Annotated in this window: 20 protein-coding genes; 4 read left to right on the top strand and 16 right to left on the bottom strand. The window is 46.6% G+C overall.

What is annotated here, in order from left to right; genetic code table 11:
* Window positions 1-243: 243 nt before the first annotated feature.
* The gene (locus tag C0033_RS27215) at window positions 244-1,845 is read left to right on the top strand and encodes a thioester domain-containing protein (RefSeq protein WP_180994865.1); all 1,602 of its coding nucleotides are present in this window, start codon (window positions 244-246) and stop codon (window positions 1,843-1,845) included.
* Window positions 1,846-1,882: 37 nt separating this feature from the next.
* On the opposite strand, the gene C0033_RS22840 is transcribed toward C0033_RS27215, so the two are convergent.
* Window positions 1,883-2,152, bottom strand: coding sequence for a hypothetical protein (locus tag C0033_RS22840; protein ID WP_103230231.1), 270 nt, complete (start codon window positions 2,150-2,152; stop codon window positions 1,883-1,885).
* A 277-nt stretch (window positions 2,153-2,429) separates the two neighbouring features.
* On the opposite strand from C0033_RS22840, the gene C0033_RS22835 reads away from it, so the two are divergent.
* From C0033_RS22835 to C0033_RS22825, 3 genes are all read left to right on the top strand, one after another.
* Window positions 2,430-2,924, top strand: a complete 495-nt coding sequence (locus C0033_RS22835) for a MarR family transcriptional regulator (protein ID WP_103230230.1) — start codon at window positions 2,430-2,432, stop codon at window positions 2,922-2,924.
* Between the two features lie 206 nt (window positions 2,925-3,130).
* On the top strand, window positions 3,131-4,039 hold the full coding sequence (locus C0033_RS22830; protein ID WP_103230229.1) for a YafY family protein: 909 nt from the start codon (window positions 3,131-3,133) through the stop codon (window positions 4,037-4,039).
* Window positions 4,040-4,121: 82 nt separating this feature from the next.
* Complete coding sequence (locus C0033_RS22825; RefSeq protein ID WP_103230228.1) at window positions 4,122-4,898, top strand: N-acetyltransferase; 777 nt, start codon at window positions 4,122-4,124, stop codon at window positions 4,896-4,898.
* On the opposite strand, the gene C0033_RS22820 is transcribed toward C0033_RS22825, so the two are convergent.
* From C0033_RS22820 to alaS, 15 genes are all read right to left on the bottom strand, one after another.
* A complete protein-coding gene (locus C0033_RS22820; protein ID WP_103230227.1) occupies window positions 4,877-6,121 on the bottom strand; it encodes a glutamate-5-semialdehyde dehydrogenase in 1,245 nt (414 codons plus the stop codon). The two genes, C0033_RS22825 and C0033_RS22820, sit on opposite strands and share 22 nt — an antisense overlap.
* Before the next feature lie 62 nt (window positions 6,122-6,183).
* The gene (locus C0033_RS22815) at window positions 6,184-6,732 is read right to left on the bottom strand and encodes a 5-formyltetrahydrofolate cyclo-ligase (protein ID WP_103230226.1); all 549 of its coding nucleotides are present in this window, start codon (window positions 6,730-6,732) and stop codon (window positions 6,184-6,186) included.
* Entirely contained in the window at window positions 6,710-6,931 is a 222-nt protein-coding gene (locus C0033_RS22810; RefSeq protein WP_103230225.1) for a DUF896 domain-containing protein, read from the bottom strand. The genes C0033_RS22815 and C0033_RS22810 overlap by 23 nt, the downstream gene beginning before the upstream one ends.
* Before the next feature lie 9 nt (window positions 6,932-6,940).
* Entirely contained in the window at window positions 6,941-7,804 is an 864-nt protein-coding gene (gene proB / locus C0033_RS22805; RefSeq protein WP_103230224.1) for a glutamate 5-kinase, read from the bottom strand.
* A gap of 131 nt (window positions 7,805-7,935) precedes the next feature.
* Window positions 7,936-9,531 carry an FAD-dependent protein gene (locus C0033_RS22800; protein WP_103230223.1) on the bottom strand — a complete coding sequence of 532 codons (1,596 nt, stop codon included), beginning with the start codon at window positions 9,529-9,531 and terminating at the stop codon, window positions 7,936-7,938.
* 22 nt (window positions 9,532-9,553) lie between these two features.
* A complete protein-coding gene (locus C0033_RS22795; protein WP_278320775.1) occupies window positions 9,554-10,849 on the bottom strand; it encodes an NAD(P)/FAD-dependent oxidoreductase in 1,296 nt (431 codons plus the stop codon).
* Between the two features lie 52 nt (window positions 10,850-10,901).
* On the bottom strand, window positions 10,902-11,300 hold the full coding sequence (locus C0033_RS22790; protein WP_103230221.1) for a hypothetical protein: 399 nt from the start codon (window positions 11,298-11,300) through the stop codon (window positions 10,902-10,904).
* A 54-nt stretch (window positions 11,301-11,354) separates the two neighbouring features.
* Complete coding sequence (locus tag C0033_RS22785; RefSeq protein WP_103230220.1) at window positions 11,355-13,016, bottom strand: polysaccharide biosynthesis protein; 1,662 nt, start codon at window positions 13,014-13,016, stop codon at window positions 11,355-11,357.
* The gene (locus C0033_RS22780; protein WP_103230219.1) at window positions 13,003-14,148 is read right to left on the bottom strand and encodes a DUF3048 domain-containing protein; all 1,146 of its coding nucleotides are present in this window, start codon (window positions 14,146-14,148) and stop codon (window positions 13,003-13,005) included. Before C0033_RS22780 ends, C0033_RS22785 begins: the two co-directional genes overlap by 14 nt.
* Window positions 14,145-14,642 (bottom strand): rRNA maturation RNase YbeY, encoded by a 498-nt coding sequence (ybeY, locus tag C0033_RS22775; protein ID WP_103230218.1) that lies wholly within the window; start codon window positions 14,640-14,642, stop codon window positions 14,145-14,147. The genes C0033_RS22780 and ybeY overlap by 4 nt, the downstream gene beginning before the upstream one ends.
* Before the next feature lie 11 nt (window positions 14,643-14,653).
* Entirely contained in the window at window positions 14,654-15,649 is a 996-nt protein-coding gene (locus tag C0033_RS22770) for a PhoH family protein (RefSeq protein WP_103230217.1), read from the bottom strand.
* Complete coding sequence (gene yqfD / locus C0033_RS22765) at window positions 15,636-16,877, bottom strand: sporulation protein YqfD (RefSeq protein ID WP_103230216.1); 1,242 nt, start codon at window positions 16,875-16,877, stop codon at window positions 15,636-15,638. Before yqfD ends, C0033_RS22770 begins: the two co-directional genes overlap by 14 nt.
* A 21-nt stretch (window positions 16,878-16,898) precedes the next feature.
* Window positions 16,899-17,171 (bottom strand): YabP/YqfC family sporulation protein, encoded by a 273-nt coding sequence (locus C0033_RS22760; RefSeq protein WP_103230215.1) that lies wholly within the window; start codon window positions 17,169-17,171, stop codon window positions 16,899-16,901.
* Between the two features lie 168 nt (window positions 17,172-17,339).
* Window positions 17,340-17,516, bottom strand: coding sequence for a 30S ribosomal protein S21 (gene rpsU, locus C0033_RS22755; RefSeq protein ID WP_004613829.1), 177 nt, complete (start codon window positions 17,514-17,516; stop codon window positions 17,340-17,342).
* 110 nt (window positions 17,517-17,626) lie between these two features.
* Window positions 17,627-20,236 carry an alanine--tRNA ligase gene (gene alaS / locus C0033_RS22750; RefSeq protein ID WP_242984580.1) on the bottom strand — a complete coding sequence of 870 codons (2,610 nt, stop codon included), beginning with the start codon at window positions 20,234-20,236 and terminating at the stop codon, window positions 17,627-17,629.
* Window positions 20,237-20,270 lie beyond the last annotated feature (34 nt).

Below are 20,270 nucleotides of genomic sequence, written 5' to 3'. Positions count from 1 at the left end.
CGGCTGTTTCCATGGTCTTTCCTGTGACTTTGCAGGGTATTAGCAATTCTGCACGTTTAGAAGTGCTTATGCCCGAAACTGGAACTGGAAAGACCATGGAAACAGCCGGAGCCGGCACAGGCATCGGAAGGCCAAACTGTTATGCATAACTTGCTTTGTAAGGGCATTTTGTCCAATTGTCTGTAACACACTTTCAGGACCAGCATATTCTATATTAAACAAGCAATTTAGGAGTATTAATCTATGGCCGATTCAGACAAGGCACAAGCCTCTGTTAATAATAAAAATCCATTCGCCGGCGCATTGGCATCCCAGCCGCCAGACACGCCCTATACAAAACCGTTCGACATTTACGACGGTACCGATATCACAGGAACCGCTACCGGAAATGAAAATGTAGAAAGCTACTGCAGTTTGGATTCCACCTCCGCATCCCGTTATGTGTTAAACCGGGCTGATCATAATCAGATCTTTCAATTTACTTTGACGGCCCTTGGCATCACAAAACAAGCATACTGTCTCGACAAATTTAAAGACGGCCCTTATGGCGATGTTCCTTATCAAAGCAATTCCTTTGAATCCTTATTTCCCGCCGCTGATAGCCGTCAGAAAAATATGCTGGCCTGGCTTTTAGCCAACGCCTATCCCAATCTCACCGCAGTACAGACGTTTGCGCTGGTTGGTGTAGACGCTTCTTCCGCTCCTGTTTTGGATGATAATGATGCATATGCTGCCGTTCAGGTAGCAATATGGGTTTTGCTGGGACAGATCGCTCCGGATGAAGTATACTTTAATGACTGTGCTACCGGAGATCCACATCCGAAATCCGCCAAAATGCGGGCAGCAGTCATGAACCTGCTGGCTATGGCCGGTAACTACGCGGACACAGTGTCAAATGCCGCTTCATTGCCCCCAGCCTCTGCCGCCTGTCCAAACCGCTGCGGATTAGAGTCCATCAGCTGCTGCAATAAAGGCGTTATTCCCTCCGATCCCAGCAAAACTTATCTGATTTTTAAAGGATGTCCGGATGAAGTCCGCACCATATGCGGCCGCCTTCTGATCGGCCCCTTCCGCCTTCAGTCCAATTTGACAGAACGGCCCGTCATTACGCTGACGTCTCTCTGCAGTTGTGAAGAAGAGTCCACGGTCAGCTTCATGGATTTCTGCGGTAATCCTATTGCTGCTCCCGGAATCGGACAGGAATTCTATATCGCAGTTAAGAAATCCAAAACCTGCATGTGCTTCCAGCTAAACGCCTCTGTATCCGGTAAAATCACCAGAGTCATCACTATGGGCGCCACGAGCACAGCGCTTGATTATCAGCCAATCGGCTCATCATTTGTGGACGTTGACGTTACCGAAAAAGCCGAAATCTGTATTTGCGTTGCAAATCAGACTTCTTCCTATGAAAAGCATAAAAAAGAGAATGGAATCAGCATTCACACAACCAACAATAATAACAATAATAATAACAACAATAATAATAACGATAATAACAACAATAACCTAGGATTTGGTTCCAATATGATCGGCTTCCCTCCATTCTTTTGTATGTATCCTCCAAGCTGGCCATATCCGCCTATGCCTCCTTATCCACCAGAGCATCCGTGGCCGCCATATCCGCCGTATCCACCATATCCTCCGGAACCGCCGTACCCACCATACCCTCCGGAACCGCCTTGCCCGCCACAGCCGCCATACCCTCCGGAACCGCCTTGCCCGCCACAGCCACCGTACCCTCCGGAACCACCTTGTAACACATGCCCTTGCCCGTTATGCCATATAAAACCATGCTGCCCTTGTAAATGCCACAAACAACTAAAACCTCCATGTAACTGCCGCTAACTAATCACCAATAGATTGTAAATCTTTATTTAACTAACTAGGGTACGCTGGAAAGAAGGGTAACCTGAGCAGGCGTAAAAACTGATGATGACCGGGGGATTGGAGTTTCAGACCTAAGAGGTACTAAGGACGTCAGAAACGGAAAAAGACAGACAAATACTGTTTCAAAATTAAGTATTTGTCTGCCTTCTTCCGTTCCAACTACCAGATCCTGATCGTCAAACTGTACATCCAAATCATCCCATTTCAAACAATTGGTACCTTTTCCATCTGTATAATACCGATTACAAAAGTCCTTTATCTCCATAATTTCTGCCCTTCTGTCGTCGAAATATTGTTTAACTATTAAACCATTCGATAGATGTACCCTACCTTTCATTGGCATTTCTACCAATTATGGTTTAATCGCTAAACAATATCCAACATTATGTACAAACTATATTATGCACAATGTACACTGATATCTCTTATCGTGTCCTGCCATTTTTCGATCGATTGCACTCTCTCCTCATTATTGCTGTTGGCTCCTATCATTGATCTTTATTTTAATTTATGCCATAATAGGGGCTGTAGGAGGATGCAATATGAGAAAAGAATCTGAGGACTCAAAACGGCTGGATGAAACCTTCCGCATACTCAATGACCGGATCAATTACGTTTACCAGTTCGTTATGCTTTATAACAGCTATATCATGTCTGAACACGATTATGGCACCGGACATATGGTGACCATGATTGAGGCCCATACCCTGACCTATATTGAAGAAAATCCGGGAACCACCGTGACCGAGCTCGCAAAATACTGGAACAAGACAAAAGGGGCGCTTTCCCAGACCGTAACACGCCTTGTTAATAAAGGCCTGGTATCCCGTCATAAAACAGAACAGAATGCCAAAACCGTACTGCTCTATCCCACGGAAGACGGCCGCAGGCTGAGTCAGGCACACAGACTTTATAATACGATCGACATTTCAAAAACGCTGAACGATCTTCTAAAGGACTGCACCATGGAGGAAATTGATTCCTTCTATAAGGTGCTCGGCTCCTATATCAAGCTTCTTAAAAACGACTTCGAATAAAACCCGGGCAGGCGTATCCATTCATACCCTGCCCAGGCTTCGTCATCTGAATTTTTATCAAGAAATCTTTGGACTCTATCATGAATTTTTGTCTTCTGATAAAACATTTCCACTAAAGTCATTATAATAATTGAAAACCAAGACTTAATATGACATGCTGATGTCATCTTTCCATGCTATAATAAAAAGCAAAAAGAGGAAAACACATGCAGATTAACCGGCTTTTTGAAATTGTGTATATACTTCTGAATCAGAAAATGACAACGGCCAAAGAACTGGCTGATTATTTCGAGGTCTCCAGACGAACGATTCTGAGGGATATTGAAACCCTGTCCCAATCAGGAATACCGGTTTATACGACTCCGGGAAAAGGCGGAGGTATTTCCATTTTGGATAACTTTATCTTAAACAAGGCCGCCATTTCAGATGAAGAACAAAATCATATCTTATTTGCCCTGCAAAGCTTGGGTTCCACGGAACATATAGAAGTGACGGATATCATCTCCAAGCTGCAGGTCTTATTTGATAAAATGGATACCAACTGGATTGAAGTGGATTTTTCCCGATGGGGTAATACGAAACCGGACAAAGAAAAATTTGAAACGCTTAAAAGCGCGATTATAAAAAAGCTGGCAGTCTCATTCACCTATCCCAATTCCTGTGGTGAAATAACTGCCAGAACCGCATATCCGCTCAAACTGGTATTTAAATCAAAAGCCTGGTATCTGCAGGCTTACTGCTGTCTGAGAGAAGATTACAGAACGTTTAAGATCAACCGGATTCTGTCATTGAACGTTTTAACGGATTCATTTGCCGGACAGGATCTGGTTCCGCCTCCGGTCGTTTTATACAGCCTGCCATCCGGGCTGGTTCATCTGACCCTGAATTTTTCCAGCAGTGCGGCTTACCGTGTTTATGACGAATTTGATATGCAGAATGTGACGCAAAACAGCGATGGTTCCTATACAGTCACCGTTGATCTGCCGGATGACAGCTGGCTTTACAGCTTTCTTCTCTCCTTCGGTTCCTCCGTTAAAATCATCGAACCGCAGTTCGTAAAAGAAAACCTGATAAAAGAAGTGGAAAAGCTAAAAACTGTCCTTATGGAATCATAATATGACACACTCTTGTCACCTTATAAATGATATAATCTCAGTATTATACCAAATTAAATAATATCCGGAAATGGAGATTAACATGGAAATTATAACAATCACAGAGGAAAATTTAGAAGAAGAACATATTTGCTGTGCAATCGCATCCAAGAAAGACTGTCAGGTATCTTCAAAAAAGGCCTGGATGTCCCAACAGCTGAAAGAAGGTCTTGTATTTAAGAAAGGCAATGTCCGGGGAAAATGCTTCATCGAATATATCCCGGCTGAAAACGCCTGGGCTCCCATCCGGGCCGACGGATACATGTATATCAACTGCCTGTGGGTATCCGGTCAGTTTAAAGGTCATGGCTATTCCAGCCGGCTTTTAGAGGCCTGCATTCAGGACAGCAAAGAAAAAGGCAGAAAGGGGCTTGCCGTTCTCTCCTCGAAGAAGAAACTCCCCTTTCTTTCCGATCCCAAATACCTGCGCTATAAAGGATTTCAGACTGCGGATACAGCCGATCCCTGTTACGAGCTTATGTATCTCCCCTTCACCGAAAACAGCTCGATTCCCCAGTTCCGCCCTCACATAAAAACGCCGGAAACTGATAGGAATGGCTCCGACGGCTTTGTCCTCTACTACACAAGCCAATGCCCGTTCACAGCCAAATACGTTCCCCTGATCGAATCAGCAGCTCATTCCAGGCAAATTCCCTTTCGTACCGTTCACCTGGAATCCGCCGCCCAAGCGCAAACGGCGCCTTGTCCGTTCACAACCTACAGTCTTTTTTATCAGGGAAAATTCCTGACCCATGAAATACTATCCGAAAAAAAGTTTCAAAGCTTATTTGACGAATTCTATGGTCTTACCTGCCCCTGACCATAGATAATATATTTTGTAGTCGTAAGCTCCTTCAGCCCCATTGGCCCTCTCGCATGGAGCTTCTGAGTGCTGATTCCGATTTCGGCTCCGAACCCGAATTCAAAGCCGTCTGTAAACCGGGTGGATGCGTTGACGTAAACTGCGGCCGCATCCACCTCATTTAAAAACTTCTGAGAATGATTGTAGTCCGATGTGATAATGGATTCTGAATGCTTTGTGTTATACTTGTTGATATGGTCAATGGCTTCCTGCACGTTATCCACAAGTTTCAGAGAAAGAATATAATCCAGATATTCCGTTCCCCAATCCTCTTCTGCTGCCAATTTAAACTCCGGCACAATCCTGCAGGCATCCTCGTCCGCCCGCACTTCCACATTCTTTTCATCCAGTCTCGCTTTCAAAAGCGGCAGAAAACGCTCTGCGATCTTTCTATGTACCAGCAGAGATTCACAGGCATTGCACACGCCGATTCTCTGAGTCTTGGCATTATAAATAATGTTCAGAGCCATATCAAAATCAGCCGATTCGTCCACAAATATATGGCAGTTTCCCGTTCCTGTTTCGATTACCGGAATTGTGCTGTTTTCCACCACGGTCCGGATCAGCCCTGCGCCTCCACGCGGAATCAGAACATCCACATACTGATTCAGCCGCATAAATGCCTTGGTTGTCTCCCGGTTGGTATCTTCAATCAGCTGAACCGCATCGGCCGGAAGTCCAGCCCGTTCCAGCCCGTTTCTGATCCATTTCACAATGGCTTTATTCGATTCAATGGCATCACTTCCGCCCTTTAAGATCACCGCATTGCCGGTTTTAAAGCAGAGCCCGAAGGCATCCGCCGTCACATTCGGACGCGCTTCATAGATAATTCCGATAACGCCCAAAGGAACCCGCTTCTGACCGATGATAAGCCCATTGGGGCGCTGTTTCATGGAAATAACCTCTCCTACCGGATCTTCCAGGGAAACCACCTCTAAAAGGCCGTCCGCCATCCCTTTAATCCTGGACTCACTGAGGGCAAGGCGGTCTAAAAGCCCCTGGCTCATGCCGTTTTTCACAGCTCGTTCCATATCCTTCTGATTGGCCGCCAAAATCTCTTCCTGCCCATCCATCAGTGCGGCCGCCACCTGGCAAAGCCCGTTATTCTTTTCCGTCTGTCCCAGCACATTCAGACATCTGGAGACATTCTTTGCATTTTTTCCTATCTCGATTAATTCCATACATCCGCTCCTCTCTTAACTTATTGTGGATTTTTGCTCGTAATTGTGAGGGTAATGAACAATTACGGAATTATAATCTCATCCATTTTCCTGTCAAATGGTTCCGTCGGCAAGGCGGAGACCATCTGGAAATCAAAGCCGATTCCGATCTTATAATGATCCGGTTCCAGTTCGAAAAAACGGTCATAATAACCGCCGCCGTATCCCAGCCTGTTCATCGCCCTGTCAAACGCCACCCCCGGCACAATAACCGGAGCGTGCAGTTCCCTGGCCGGTTCACACCCGGGTCCCGGTTCCATGATTCCCATACATCCTTTTATCAGATCTTCCGGCGAATGAACATAATAAAATAAGATTCTGTCCCCTTCCACTCTGGGAACAGCAGTCCTGATGCCCTTTTCACGGAGAAACTCCATAATCTTTCCGGTTCCGGCCTCATGCCTGAAATCCATATAGCAGTAGACGCAGGAAGCGTCTGAAAGCACCCGGTTCTCCGATAACCGCTTAAAGATAATATCGTTCTGCCTGGCTTCTTCCTCAGGACTGATATTTTTGCGCTTTTCACGGATAAAGCTGCGGATTTCAGCCTTAGACTTCTTTGATATTTCCATATTTTTTCCCTAAATCCGTCACGGTTCCATCCTTTTCCTTAATGGAAATATTGTTTAAATTCGCCCGCATATTGTGACGGATGGCTTCGATGTATTCTTTTCTTAAAGCCGCCTGCTCCGCCTTTTCCTCTTCGCTGAGGCCGGTAGCCTTGGCTTTATGATACAGTGTATTGATTCGGTCGATCTTTTCCTGGTTCATAGATACCTCCTAGTATTCGTTGTTAATATAGTGCATCAAATCAAAATCCAGATTATTATGGGCCATGAATAAAGTTCCCTTATCCTGCCCTTCCATAATCTGACAGATAACCTCCACATCATCTCCATTAGCGATGACCATATCGGAGCCTCCGTCTGTTGCAATCCGGGCGGCCACCAGTTTAGCTGCCATTCCGCCGGTTCCCACATCGCTTCCCGACGTGGATTTTCCCATGGACATCAGCTGGGGTGTGATCTCGGAGACGATATCGATAAACTTGGCGTCCGGGTTGGCGTGAGGGTCGTCGGAATAAAGGCCGTCTATATCAGAGAGCAGGATGAGAAGATCCGCCCCGATCAGCGCCGCAACGATGGCTGAAAGCCGGTCATTATCTCCGAAGTTGTCCACCAGAGGGATTTCCGACGTGGAAACCGTATCGTTTTCATTTACAATCGGTATCGCTCCCATCTTTAACAGCTCTTCAAAGGTATTCTGGGCATTGTATCTGGAAGCGTCATTTACCATGGTATCTTTGGTCATCAGGACCTGGGCGGCCGTCTGATTGTATTCGGCAAACAGCTTCTGATATACCATCATCAGCCTGGCCTGGCCGACTGCGGCAAATGCCTGTTTCTGGGAAATGCTGGTGGGCTTCTGATGATGGCCTAACGCCTGTCGTCCGGCGGCAATTGCTCCGGAAGATACCAGAACAACTTCCTTTCCCTGTCCCTTCATGTCGGAAATAACACGAATCAGCTTTTCTATCTTCATAAGGTTCAAATCCCCTGTTTCCACATGGGTGAGGGAAGAAGAACCGATCTTAATTACTACTCTCTTTTTGTCCCTTAGTTTCACTCTTTCTTCTGTCAACATACTCTCCTCGATTTCCGCTGTTTCCTTTCCCACAGCTGTATCATTGATAAACGTATTTTGTAAATGCGCAGACCTACTGTACAGTTACTGCATTTTGTCATATCTTACACCATATTTTACCATCCGTCAATTTACTTTAACGGCTTGTAGCGTCTTGTGATTTCCTCGGCAATCTTGATGCCGTCCATGGCAGCCGATGTGATTCCGCCTGCATATCCGGCTCCCTCTCCGCACGGGAAGATTCCCTTTATCTCACTTTCAAATTCCGAGTTCCGCTCAATACGCACCGGAGAAGAAGTCCTGCTTTCAATTCCCGCAAATATCGCGTCATGTCTGGCAAATCCTTTGATCATGGATTCAAAGCCGTCCACCCCTTCGATCAGAGCCTCTGAAAGATAGGAAGGAAGCATTTCCCTTAAATTGGCAAACTGGTAGCGCCCCTTTAATTCCGGAGCCACATCTCCAAAGCTTATCGATTCCCTGCCCGCTTTAAAATCCCCATACAGCTGAACCGGGATTTTACCGCCGCCGTATTGGTAGGCCAGGGATTCTAAATTTCTCTGATATTCCACTCCTGCCAGCGCCGCCTGATTGGGAAAATCCTCCGGTGTGACCGTCACGATCAGCGCGCTGTTGGCATTTAAGCCGTCCCGGGCGTGATCGCTCATTCCGTTGACAGCCAGCCGCCCCGGTTCGGAAGAGGCGTCCACCACGTAGCCGCCCGGACACATGCAGAAGGAATAAACGCCTCTGCCGCCTGAGGTCTGCTTTGTCAGCTTATAGCTGGCCGCCCCCAGAATCTCATTATACCGTTCCGTGCCATATTGGGACAGGTTGATCATTTTTTGAGGATGCTGGATTCTGAGACCTACGGCAAAGGATTTCTGCTGCATGGGCACATTTTTCCCATACAGGATCTCAAATGTGTCCCTTGCGCTGTGGCCGATGGCCAGAACCAGCGCATCCACCTTTCTGCATTCCTTTCCATTAACCGTAATCTCTCTCAAACGTCCGTTTTCCAGCTTAAAATCAGTCACACAGCTTAAAAAATGAACGCTTCCACCCAATCGGATGATCTCTGTCCTGATATTCTTCACAATCCCGCTTAACACATCGGTTCCGATATGCGGTTTATTCTGATAGAGAATCGCCGGATCAGCTCCAAACTCCGCCAGTATCTCCAGAACCTTCTGATTTCTCTTAACCGGATCTTTCACCAGCGTATTCAGCTTGCCGTCTGAAAATGTTCCGGCTCCGCCCTCTCCAAACTGCACGTTGGATTCCGTGTCCAATATGCCATTCAGCCAAAAATCAGAAACCTTCCGTTTTCTGGAATCCACATCCTCTCCCCGTTCCAAAAGCACAGGGCAATAGCCGGCTCTTGCCAGCATCAATCCGCAGAAAAGCCCCGCAGGGCCGCATCCCACGATCACAGGAGGCGTTTTAAGCTCTTGTTCCCCCGGCTGCGGAAATTCATATGCCTTTTCCTTTACCAGCATGACGTTGGCATTTTTCACCTTATGTACAACTTCGCTTTCCTTTGCAGTCTCCACATCCACAACGTAGCTGAAACAGATATCCGGTTTCTTTCTGGCATCTACGGACTGTTTCACAATATGGATGCTCTTTATCTGATCGGCCGGAATCTTTAACGCCTTGGCAGCCTTGCTAAGCAGCTGGTCCTTTCCGTGATCCACCGGTAACTTTAACTGATTGATACGAATCATTTTCTACCTCTCATTCTGGTTCTTACACTTTATTCATCCCTTTTGCCGCATGGATACCCGCTAAGGCTCCGCTTGACCAGGCAAACTGCAGATTATAGCCGCCGCAGATTCCATCCACATCCAGCAGCTCTCCTGCGATATAAAGCCCCTTCACAAGCTTTGACTCCATGGTCTTTACATCTATTTCTTTGGTATCCACGCCTCCGCAGCAAATCTGGGCGTTTTCAAACGGGTTGGTGGAAGTCACCTTCACCGTAAATTTCTTAATCTGATCCGTAAGGTTTTTCACTTGTTCCTCTGAAACGGAAGAAACTTTACTCTCCCCGCTGATCCCTGACTGCTTCATCAGCGCAGACGCCAGTTTCTTATTCAGAACCCCGGTCAAAAGCTCCTCACATTTCTTATAATTCATCTGTTTCACCCGTTTTCTCAAATAATCCATTGTCTCTTCATAAGACATGGACGGAAGAAAATCGATGACCACAGAAACCTTCTTTTTTCTGTCTAAGGAAACCGCCGCAAAACGGCTTATCTGAAAAGTGGGAATTCCTGAAATTCCATAGTCAGTCAGCTGCAGTTCCCCTTTATCCCGGGCGACCGGTTTTCCGTCCGCCAACAGACAGAGTTCAACATCCGCCCTGACTCCGGCCAGTTGTTTGAACAATTTGCCTTCACAGCGAAGCTGCACCAATGCGGGCAGAGGTTTGATAATGCGGTGCCCTAATCCGGCCGCCAATTCATATCCGCTTCCATCTGAGCCGGTAACGGGTGCCGCCTTTGAACCTGTGGCCAGAATAAGGGCATCCGCCCGGTATATTCCTTCGGATGTGACCAGCTCAAATCCGTCTTTTTTCTTTTTGATCTGTTGAATCCGGCATCCGCAGACAACGTTAACATTCCTGTGAGCCGTTTCTGAACGCAGTACGTCCAGCACAGAGGCCGCCTGATCCGAATTGGGATATACATACCCCTGCCGGTCTTTCGGCAGGATTCCAAGCCCTTTAAAAAAGCTCAGAGTCGCATCCACATCAAAGCCTTCTATAACCTTCATGGGAAATTCCGGCTGTCCGCACCGGAAACACTCGTTTGTCATATATAAATTTGTCAGATTACATCTTCCGTTTCCTGTGGATAAAATCTTTTTTCCCACACGGTCCATATGTTCCAACACGGTCACCGCAGCCCCGCTTCTGGCCGCCCAAACCGCCGCTGTCAGCCCGGAAGCCCCGCCTCCGACCACAACCACCGAACGCTTCATTAAACCCTCATTTCCACCGCCGTATGAGGCAGTTCTCTTTCTCTGTTGTAATACAGTCAGCTATTATTGTATACAGTTTGCGTGTTCTTTTCAAGTGATATTTTCCGATCATTTAACTGGTATAGGATTCCAGGTAATTGAATACTTCGATCATCGTTTCAAACCAGATTCCCTCTCTCAGCTTATCCTGTTCCGTCTGCGGAAAATCGCTGATCGGCATATGGGTGTAAAGGCAGACCGTGGCCTTGTCCTCGCAAAATACCAGAAGGAATCCGTCTTCACACACCAGATAATAACGTTTTGCCGGAGAAGTTTCTTCTGTGCTGACTACCGGCTCCACCTTTTTCTGGTTCACAACGACGCGGTCTTCTGTCACCGTTTCCGTCTCAATGGTGACGTTGGGAATCGCCTCTTCCTGGCGCACTTTATTTCTCGTAACAAAAAAACCGGTAAACAAACATACCATGCTGGTCAATAAAAGCAAAAATAAACAGATACCATACTTTTTCATAAAGGTATTCCTCCTTTAAGTATAGTATCTGCCTTTTTTGTCATTTTAAACCGATTAAAGCAAATGCAGTTTATGAGCCACTCTCACGAGCTTTCTGCCGCCCGGCATGCCGTAGAGTTCCACCTCGTCCACACAGCCGATTTTAATTAATAATACGCCGTATACGATAACCGCTATCATAATCGCCGCCATCAGGCCGGTTAAATTGTTGGAGCAGAGCCGGTATACCAAACGGTATGTGCCGTAAGCCGCAGCTCCCATCAGGGCCGCCGATATGGTGGGAAGCACAAAGGTTTTCCGTATCTCCTGCCTGTACCTTAAATATCTCCGTATGGATCTGGCGTTTAACATGCACATCAGGAAAGCGAATACAATATTGGTAATTACCACGCTGTAGATTCCCATCTTAAATCCGTACATCATGCCGCTGAGCATGATCACATGAACGATCAGGGAGATCAGCGCATTGCGGATCGGCACATTCATCCGGTTAATCCCCTGAAGCACTCCGTTGCTCACCGTCGATAAGGAAAAGAACACGACTGCAAGAGAGCCGGTCATGGTCATCTTAATCAGCTCCGCATTATTTCCCCTGAACAACAGGTTGCAGATCGGCGCCGCCAGAATTGTCAGGCCTACCGTAGATGGAATTGCCACAATCATGGAGAAACGGATAACGATTGCGACGCGGTCCTTAATAAGAGCCCGGTCCTTTGCCGCATATGCTCTGGAAAGAGATGGAATCAAAGAAGAGGACAGAGAGTTCGCAATCGCCACCGGAATGTTAAAGAGCAGATGATATTTGCCCATATAGACGCCCCAGGCGGTAGCGATTTCGTCGCCTTTTCCCATAAAAGACATGGCATTGCCGAATATATAGTTGTCCACAACCGCGCCAACATTATAGATCGCGCTGCTGATGACAATGGGAAGAACCGTAAGGCCCAGCACATAGGAGATTTCCCCATACGTTTCCAGCCTGGTGGTCTTGTCCTTCCTGGCCTGCCGCCTCATAACAGGACGGTAAGTGAAGATTAAAAACAAAATGAATAAAAGGGCAATAAATGCGCCCGCTCCCGTACCAATGGTCCCTCCCGCAGCGCCAAACGCATAGGAAAACTGGGTTTCATCAAAAACAGCGTTGGATTTTAATCCCTGTGCAAACAGATAGCTTGCAGCCATAATGCTGACCACCGCATTGACAATCTGTTCAAAGATCTGGGATATAGCCGTGGGAACCATGGTGCCGTGTCCCTGGAAATATCCTCTCAGGACACCCAGATAGGCCATAATCCATATGGTCGGCGCAAGGGTTCTTATGGCATAGGAGCTGAAAGGCATTTTGATCGCATTGGCAAAAAAGTCCGCCCCAAACCAAAGAGCCGCGGCGGCAAGACTGCCTACAACCGTTGCATAAAAAAGGGATGCCTTTAAAATCCTTATGGAATTCTTGTACTGCTTCATCTCAAGTCTGGCCGCAACCATCTTGGAAACAGCCACCGGAAGGCTGTAAGAGGATACGATCAGCATGATGGAATATATGCTGTAAGCCGATGTATAATATCCATTCCCCTTGTCCCCGATTATGTTGGTTAACGGTATGCGGTAAAACATGCCGATCAGCCTGACGATAATCCCTGCCGCCGCAAGAATTGCCCCCTGGACAACAAAGTTTGTTCCTTTTTTTCGTGTACGTTTCTGATTATTCTTTTCCATGAATCTCCGTCTTAGAAAATGCGCTGGTTTGTATGATGCAGATCCAGGTCTTGCCCTGGTTCAGCACAATTTCATTTCCTTCTGTATCGTAATAGTGGGTTACGCCGAATTCCCCATCCTTTTTCCAGGTAACCGGTATGGCTTTCCCATTGGTTATATAATATCCATACTCGTTGGCATGTACATTGATATTGAGATATTCCGTAGTGGCATATCTGCCGGTAGGACAATATTGAAAAATGATATTCTTCACCGCAATCTGGCCTTCGCTTCCGTTGTGGGCCGCCCCATACTGGAACCGGTAATACAGCCCGTCTTCCTCATTGTAGGAAAACCAGGGCTTGTTCATCGGATAGCCCGGATACACTTTATACGCATCCAAAGAATTCTCCAATTGGATTTGGTCTCCATTGCTGGCAAATTTATAATGTCCTTTATAGCTTTCATCATACTGCTGGCTGTATCCCAGCTTTTCAATGGCAGACTGCAGCCTTGTGGCGCTGGCATAGGCGTTATGAGGCATAGACTTATCCTTGGACCGGTAAAATGCGGTATCGCCGATGCCGTCTATTCCATTGATGTTATCCACATTTTTTAAATATGGCTTTGCAAAGGTACTTTGCCCGAAATGCGCATAAATGGCATCAAATTCCCTGGCAAAATATGTATAGTAAGTTCTGCAGCTTCTCACAGAGCCGATCCGGTCCAGATCATCATAATTCTCAATAATGGCCATATACCGGTTCATCTCACCCTCTACCGGAGCTTCATAGACCACACCGGCCCGGTTGATTCCGTATTGAGGGAGGGCGGCCTTATCATTGCTCATCATGATCGCTATGGGCCTTCGGTTGGCCTGGGCCACATCCACCATCTCCCCGGTCAGATAGCTCTTAATCTTCCCGTCAACTTCAATTCTCTCCTCCGGCTCGGTTTCCAATTCCTCCTCGGTCTCCGCCACTGTCTCTAAGTCCAGAACGATCTCTTCCGAGGTCTCCGTGGCCGTCTCTATGGAAGGCTCTGTCATGGATACCTCGGAATACTTTTTCTGGCATCCGCTGACAGACAAAAGCGCAGCTATACATAAATATACAGGCAATGCCCTTTTTAACAGCACATTTCCCTTTCTCATCTGCTATACCCCCTGCGTTCCAGAATCTCGCTCTGCTTTGCCTCCATCTCTAAGCGCTCGTCATCATCCATATGGTCATAACCGCATAAATGAAGCATGCTGTGAGCGATTAAAAAGGCCAGCTCTCTTGTGGTTGAATGGCCGTATTTTTCAGCCTGTTCTTCCACCTTATCCACAGAGACAACGATATCGCCTAACAGCAGTTCTCCTGTATCGGGGTCAAAATAGTCTTCCACATAATCTTCCACATGGTCAAAATCGGCAGGGGTTTCATAATCCACCAACGGAAATGACAGCACATCCGTAGGCGCGTCAATCTGTCTGTGTTCTTTGTTGATCGCCCGGATCTCCTGATTATCCGTTATGATAACATTAACCTCCGCCTCATAAGGACATTCCACGTAGTCCAAGGATTCCAGCACCACGTTTTCAATAATCTCCTTATAAGGAATTCCCAATTCTTTTTCTGCTTCGTACTCTATATTAATTGTCATATGCCCACCCTTTATTTATCGCGGTTTCTCCTGATCCGTTCACCGCTTTTACTCTTTTTCTCGTAATCATCATATGCCTGCACAATCTTCTGTACCAGCGGATGACGTACCACGTCGCTGCTGGTCAGGTTGCAGATGCCGATATCGTCGATCCTGCTCAGGATCTTAACCGCGGTATCCAATCCGGAAGCGGCTCCCGACGGCAGATCCTTCTGCGTCTGGTCTCCGGTGATGATGACCTTGGAACCGAAACCGATTCTGGTTAAAAACATCTTCATCTGGGCCGGAGTCGTATTCTGGGCTTCATCCAGGATGATATAGGCATTATCCAAAGTACGCCCTCTCATATAGGCCAACGGCGCCACTTCAATCAATCCCTTTTCCGAGTTATGAAGAAAGCTCTCCGCTCCCATGATCTGATACAGGGCGTCATATAACGGCCTGAGATAAGGGTCGATCTTGCTCTGCAGGTCGCCCGGCAGAAATCCCAGCTTTTCCCCGGCTTCGATCGCGGGTCTTGTCAGGATGATCCGGTTCACCTGGCCGTCTTTAAAGGCTTGTATCGCCATTGCCATAGCCAGATAGGTCTTGCCCGTACCAGCCGGGCCGATGCCGAACACGATCATCTTCTTGCGGATCAGATCCACATAATGCTTTTGCCCCATGGTTTTCGGCTTAACAGGTTTTCCATTTATCGTTCGGCAGATAATATCTTTATCGATTTCCAGAATCTGATGATCGCTTTCTGAAAAAGAAAGGGACAGGGCATAATCCACATTCTGCTCTGTTATCACGTTTCCACGTTTGGAAAGCTCGATCAGATTATTGAAAACGCTTTTTGCTTTTTGAATTGTCTGATCCGGGCCGATGATCTTTAACGCACCGTCTCTGGCAATCATAGTAACATGAAGAGTTCTCTCAATTTTCTTTAGGTAGGCATCAAACTGTCCGCAGACATTCCTTTCATGCTCCACCGGAATATCAATGATTGTCTCAATTACGCTCATCTGGTTCTATAATCTCCTCTGTTTTCATTTGCTCTTCCTGAATCGTCTGCTGCTCGCCGATCGCTTCCACCGCGAGCACATAGCTGTTTACTGCACAATTTGATCCATCATCTTGTATTTTAACATTATTTTCAATAATTTGTACCCCTTTTTCCAATAAATTTTTTACAAATTCCTGGTGAATCCGCGTTCCTTTGTCATTTTCCTCCTCTTTTGTATATAAACATTCATATGTAATATACTCTTTCGCCTTTATTTTTCCTAAGTAGATGGGCAGGTAAAAATTCTGAAACAGTTTCAGCTGTTCCTCTTCCATCACCATTTTCCACGGATTTTCCCCGTTGGACGGAAGAATAAACAGTGCGGAATATTGAAATGCTTTCAGATAACGCCCCTGTCTGACCTTACCGGTTTCCGTCACTACCGTATGCATTCTGGGAAATGTGTTTGTCACCTGATATTCCGTTTTTGCCATGATATCCGCATCCGCATGGACATAGTGGACATTTACAACTTCCTCGCTGTCATTTTTGATCTCCACCTCGCCTTTGACAAGAACCTGGCCTTTCTCCACCTGATCCCCGATGGCCGCCACAGGAGTTCCCTGGCGCACAATCATGCTGGTGATCACTCCATCCTTGGCTGCCACAATGTCGCAGGGCGAAGTATCCTTTTGTGGAATGGAGGAAAGCACTTCATTTTCTTTTATCTTAACCAAAAGACGGGTTCCTGATACACGGGCCGAAACCCAGGTGATTTCAGGAAATGCCAGACGAATCTCTTCTTCCAGCGCATCGCAGTCAATCAGGGATTTTCGCATGCCGAATGTGATGTCTTCCGATTCCAGAAAATCCGTCAGCGTCTCATAGGTATACATCCGGTTTCCTTCAAACTGAATGTCCCAGACAAACAATGACATCAGATAGAGGATCAGAAAAAAGCTGGCAATCCCTGTAAAATATAATTTTCGTTTCCGGTTGCGGTATAAAAAAAAAGGAAGTCCAAACTTCTCCACGATTCTGAGTCTGACCTTCGATTTCTTCACCAGCGGCTTCACTGCGCGATACCCTTTTACGGTTATGTAGAACTGATATCCGCCGTCCCGGTACTCCAGATCCCAGATTTCAATGCGGTTGGCGCTGCACAGATTCAGAAAACGCTCAGGCGAAAATCCCCGAAGCTGCACCAGAAGGTACCCATACCACAGATGTAAAAACCATGCAGGCATATTCCATCACCCAACCTCTCGTCATAATCCTTCAAACTCCACCGACTGCAGCAGCCCGGTAATCTTCATCTCATCATCCGTATAGTATTCGATCATCAGCCGTTTCCCATTGATGATCACCTTGCAGTTTTTAGCCTGGAGTTTCACCAGAGTATCCGTATAGATCAGAATCTTCCGGTAATTTTCAATTACAACGCAGTGACGGCCCACAAATGACACCAGTACCTCGCCTAAGACCACATCTTTGGGCAGATTCAGCGCAGTGGCCACAGCTATTTTTGAATTTTCAAACATAACGATCCTCATATGGTATTTATTATATCTTATGCATTCTTTTGTCTTTATATCATAATTTTTTAACCGCAGTTTGAGAATCTGTTCCGGTGCGGCAGCGCTTTCCTGCTTATATCAGAATCGAAAAAATCCTCAGTCATCTGACCGAGGATTTTTTTACTAAATAAATTAATTAAATTTACGTTTTCTAGCAGCTTCAGACTTCTTTTTACGTCTTACGCTTGGTTTTTCGTAATGCTCTCTTTTACGAATTTCCTGCTGAATACCAGCCTTAGCACAGTTTCTTTTGAATCTGCGTAAAGCGCTGTCTAATGTTTCGTTATCTTTAACAATTACGTTTGACATAGCTCACACCTAACCTCCCTCCAGTTGTGTACTTGTGCGTAAATACAACTGTTTGGGTATTTTTTATAGCACTGTAATGATTATAGCATAAATTCTTTATTCGTCAACTATTATTTTGAAATTTGTTCAGAAACTACCTCAAAAACTTTCGTTAACGCGTCATCAACGCCCGCCGGGTTCTTTCCGCCGGCCTGAGCCATGTTCGGACGTCCGCCGCCGCCGCCGCCAACAAGGCCGGCGATCGCTTTAATCAGGTTTCCTGCATGGGCGCCTTTCTTCTGGGCTTCATCTGTGGCAGTTGCCATAAGGTTCACTTTGCCGTCCTGAACGGATGCGATGACGATCACACCTTCACCCAGCTTGTTCTTTAACTGGTCGCCAAGATTTCTGAGGCCGTTCATATCCACATCCGCAACCTTGGTTGCAAGGACTTTAACGCCGTTCACCTCTTTCACCTGGTCGGACACGTCTCCTAAAGAGTCGTTTGCCAGTTTGCTCTTCAGCTTCTCGTTTTCGGAATGAAGGGCTTTAATTTCCTCCAGCATGGCTTCAATCTTGTTCTTTAAATCTGCCGGAGTTGTCTTAGCTGCCTTAGCGGCTTCATGAAGCTCGGCTTCTGTCTGCTGGTAATAATGCATCAGTCCGTCTCCGGTCAGCGCTTCAATACGGCGCACACCTGCCGCAATACCCGCTTCCGATATGATCTTAAAGGCTGAGATCACGTTTGTATTGGCGATATGGGTACCGCCGCAAAGCTCTGTGGAGAAATCTCCCATCTTAACTACGCGGACTTTGTCACCGTATTTCTCGCCGAACAGCGCCATAGCGCCTGACTTTTTCGCTTCATCCAGGCTCATCTCCTGGGTAATGACAGGAAGCGCTGCTTGAATCTCTTTATTAACCAGATCTTCCACCTGTTTGATCTCCTCAGGAGTCATAGCGGAAAAATGGGTGAAGTCAAAACGAAGCCTGTCCGCATCCACATAAGAACCGGCCTGCTCCACATGCTCTCCTAAAACAGTTCTCAAAGCCTTTTGAAGCAGATGGGTTGCGCTGTGGTTTTTGCCTGTGGATAAACGGTTCTCTTCACAGACTTTCAGGGTTACTTCATCCCCAACCTGGAACATGCCCTTTGTCATCTTTCCAACATGTCCAACTTTACCGCCCTGAAGATGAATGGTATCCTCCACTTTAAACTCTCCCTTAGGGCTTACAATCACGCCGATATCGGCCTGCTGGCCGCCCATGGTGCCGTAGAACGGAGTCTCTTCCACGATGATCGTACCGACTTCTCCGTCTGTCAAAGCTTCCACAAGATCCGTCTCACTGGTCAATACCGTGATTTTGGAATCGTGAACGAGGCGGTCATATCCGACGAATTTGGTCGTAACCGCAGCATCGATGGACTGGTATACAGTAACATCCGCGCCCATATAGTTGGTTGTTTTTCTCGCCGCACGGGCTTTTTCTCTCTGGGCCTTCATAGCGGTCTGGAATCCTTCTTCATCAACGGATAAAGATTTCTCCTCCAGAATCTCAATGGTCAGATCCAGCGGGAATCCGTAGGTATCATATAATTTAAATGCATCAGCTCCGGAAAGAACCGTTTCTTTCTTAGCGATCATCTCTTCTTCCATATCGCCGAGAATTGCAAGGCCCTGGTCAATGGTCTTGTTAAACTTCTCTTCTTCTTCTGCAAGCACCTTTAAGATCATCGCCTTCTTCTCTTCCAGTTCCGGATATCCGTCTTTGGAGAGTTCGATTACCACCTTGCTTAAATCCGGCATAAATCTGCCTTCGATTCCCAAAAGCCTTCCGTGGCGGGCCGCACGTCTGATCAGACGGCGGAGAACATAGCCTCTGCCTTCATTGGATGGCATAATTCCGTCGGAAATCATAAATGTACAGGATTTCACGTGATCCGCAACGATACGGAGGGAAATATCCTTCTTGTCATCCGACTGGTAAGTGGTATGTGCCAATTCACAAACAGCGTCTAAAAGAGCCTTATTGGTATCAACCGTAAATAAAGAGTCCACGTCCTGCACAACAACGGCCAGACGTTCCAGACCCATTCCGGTATCGATATTCTTCTGCTGTAATTCCGTATAATTGCCGTGTCCGTCGTTCTCAAACTGAGTAAATACGTTGTTCCACACTTCGATATAGCGGTCGCATTCACAGCCTACCGTACAGTCAGGTTTTCCACAGCCATATTTTTCTCCGCGGTCGTAGTAAATCTCGGAACAAGGGCCGCATGGACCTGCGCCGTGCTCCCAGAAGTTATCTTCCTTGCCGAAGCGGAAGATGCGCTCAGCCGGAATTCCGATCTCCTTATTCCAGATATCAAACGCTTCGTCGTCATCCAGATAAACGGACGGATATAAACGGTCCGCTTCCAGACCCACTACTTCTGTTAAAAATTCCCATGACCACGCAATCGCTTCATGTTTAAAATAATCTCCAAAAGAGAAATTTCCCAACATCTCAAAGAACGTGCCATGACGCGCAGTCTTACCGATGTTTTCAATATCTCCGGTACGAATACACTTCTGACACGTAGTAACTCTCTTTCTTGGCGGAATCTCCTGCCCTGTAAAATATGGCTTTAACGGAGCCATACCTGAATTGATTAATAACAAGCTGTTATCATTATGCGGAACCAAGGAAAAGCTTTTTAAAGCCAGATGTCCCTTACTTTCAAAAAACTCCAGGAACATCTTCCTCAGTTCGTTAACACCGTACTTCTTCACT

It is taken from the genome of Clostridium sp. chh4-2, from assembly GCF_002899675.1.
Classification (GTDB): Bacteria; Bacillota; Clostridia; order Lachnospirales; family Lachnospiraceae; genus CHH4-2.
This window is presented reverse-complemented; position numbering and strand designations above follow the sequence as displayed.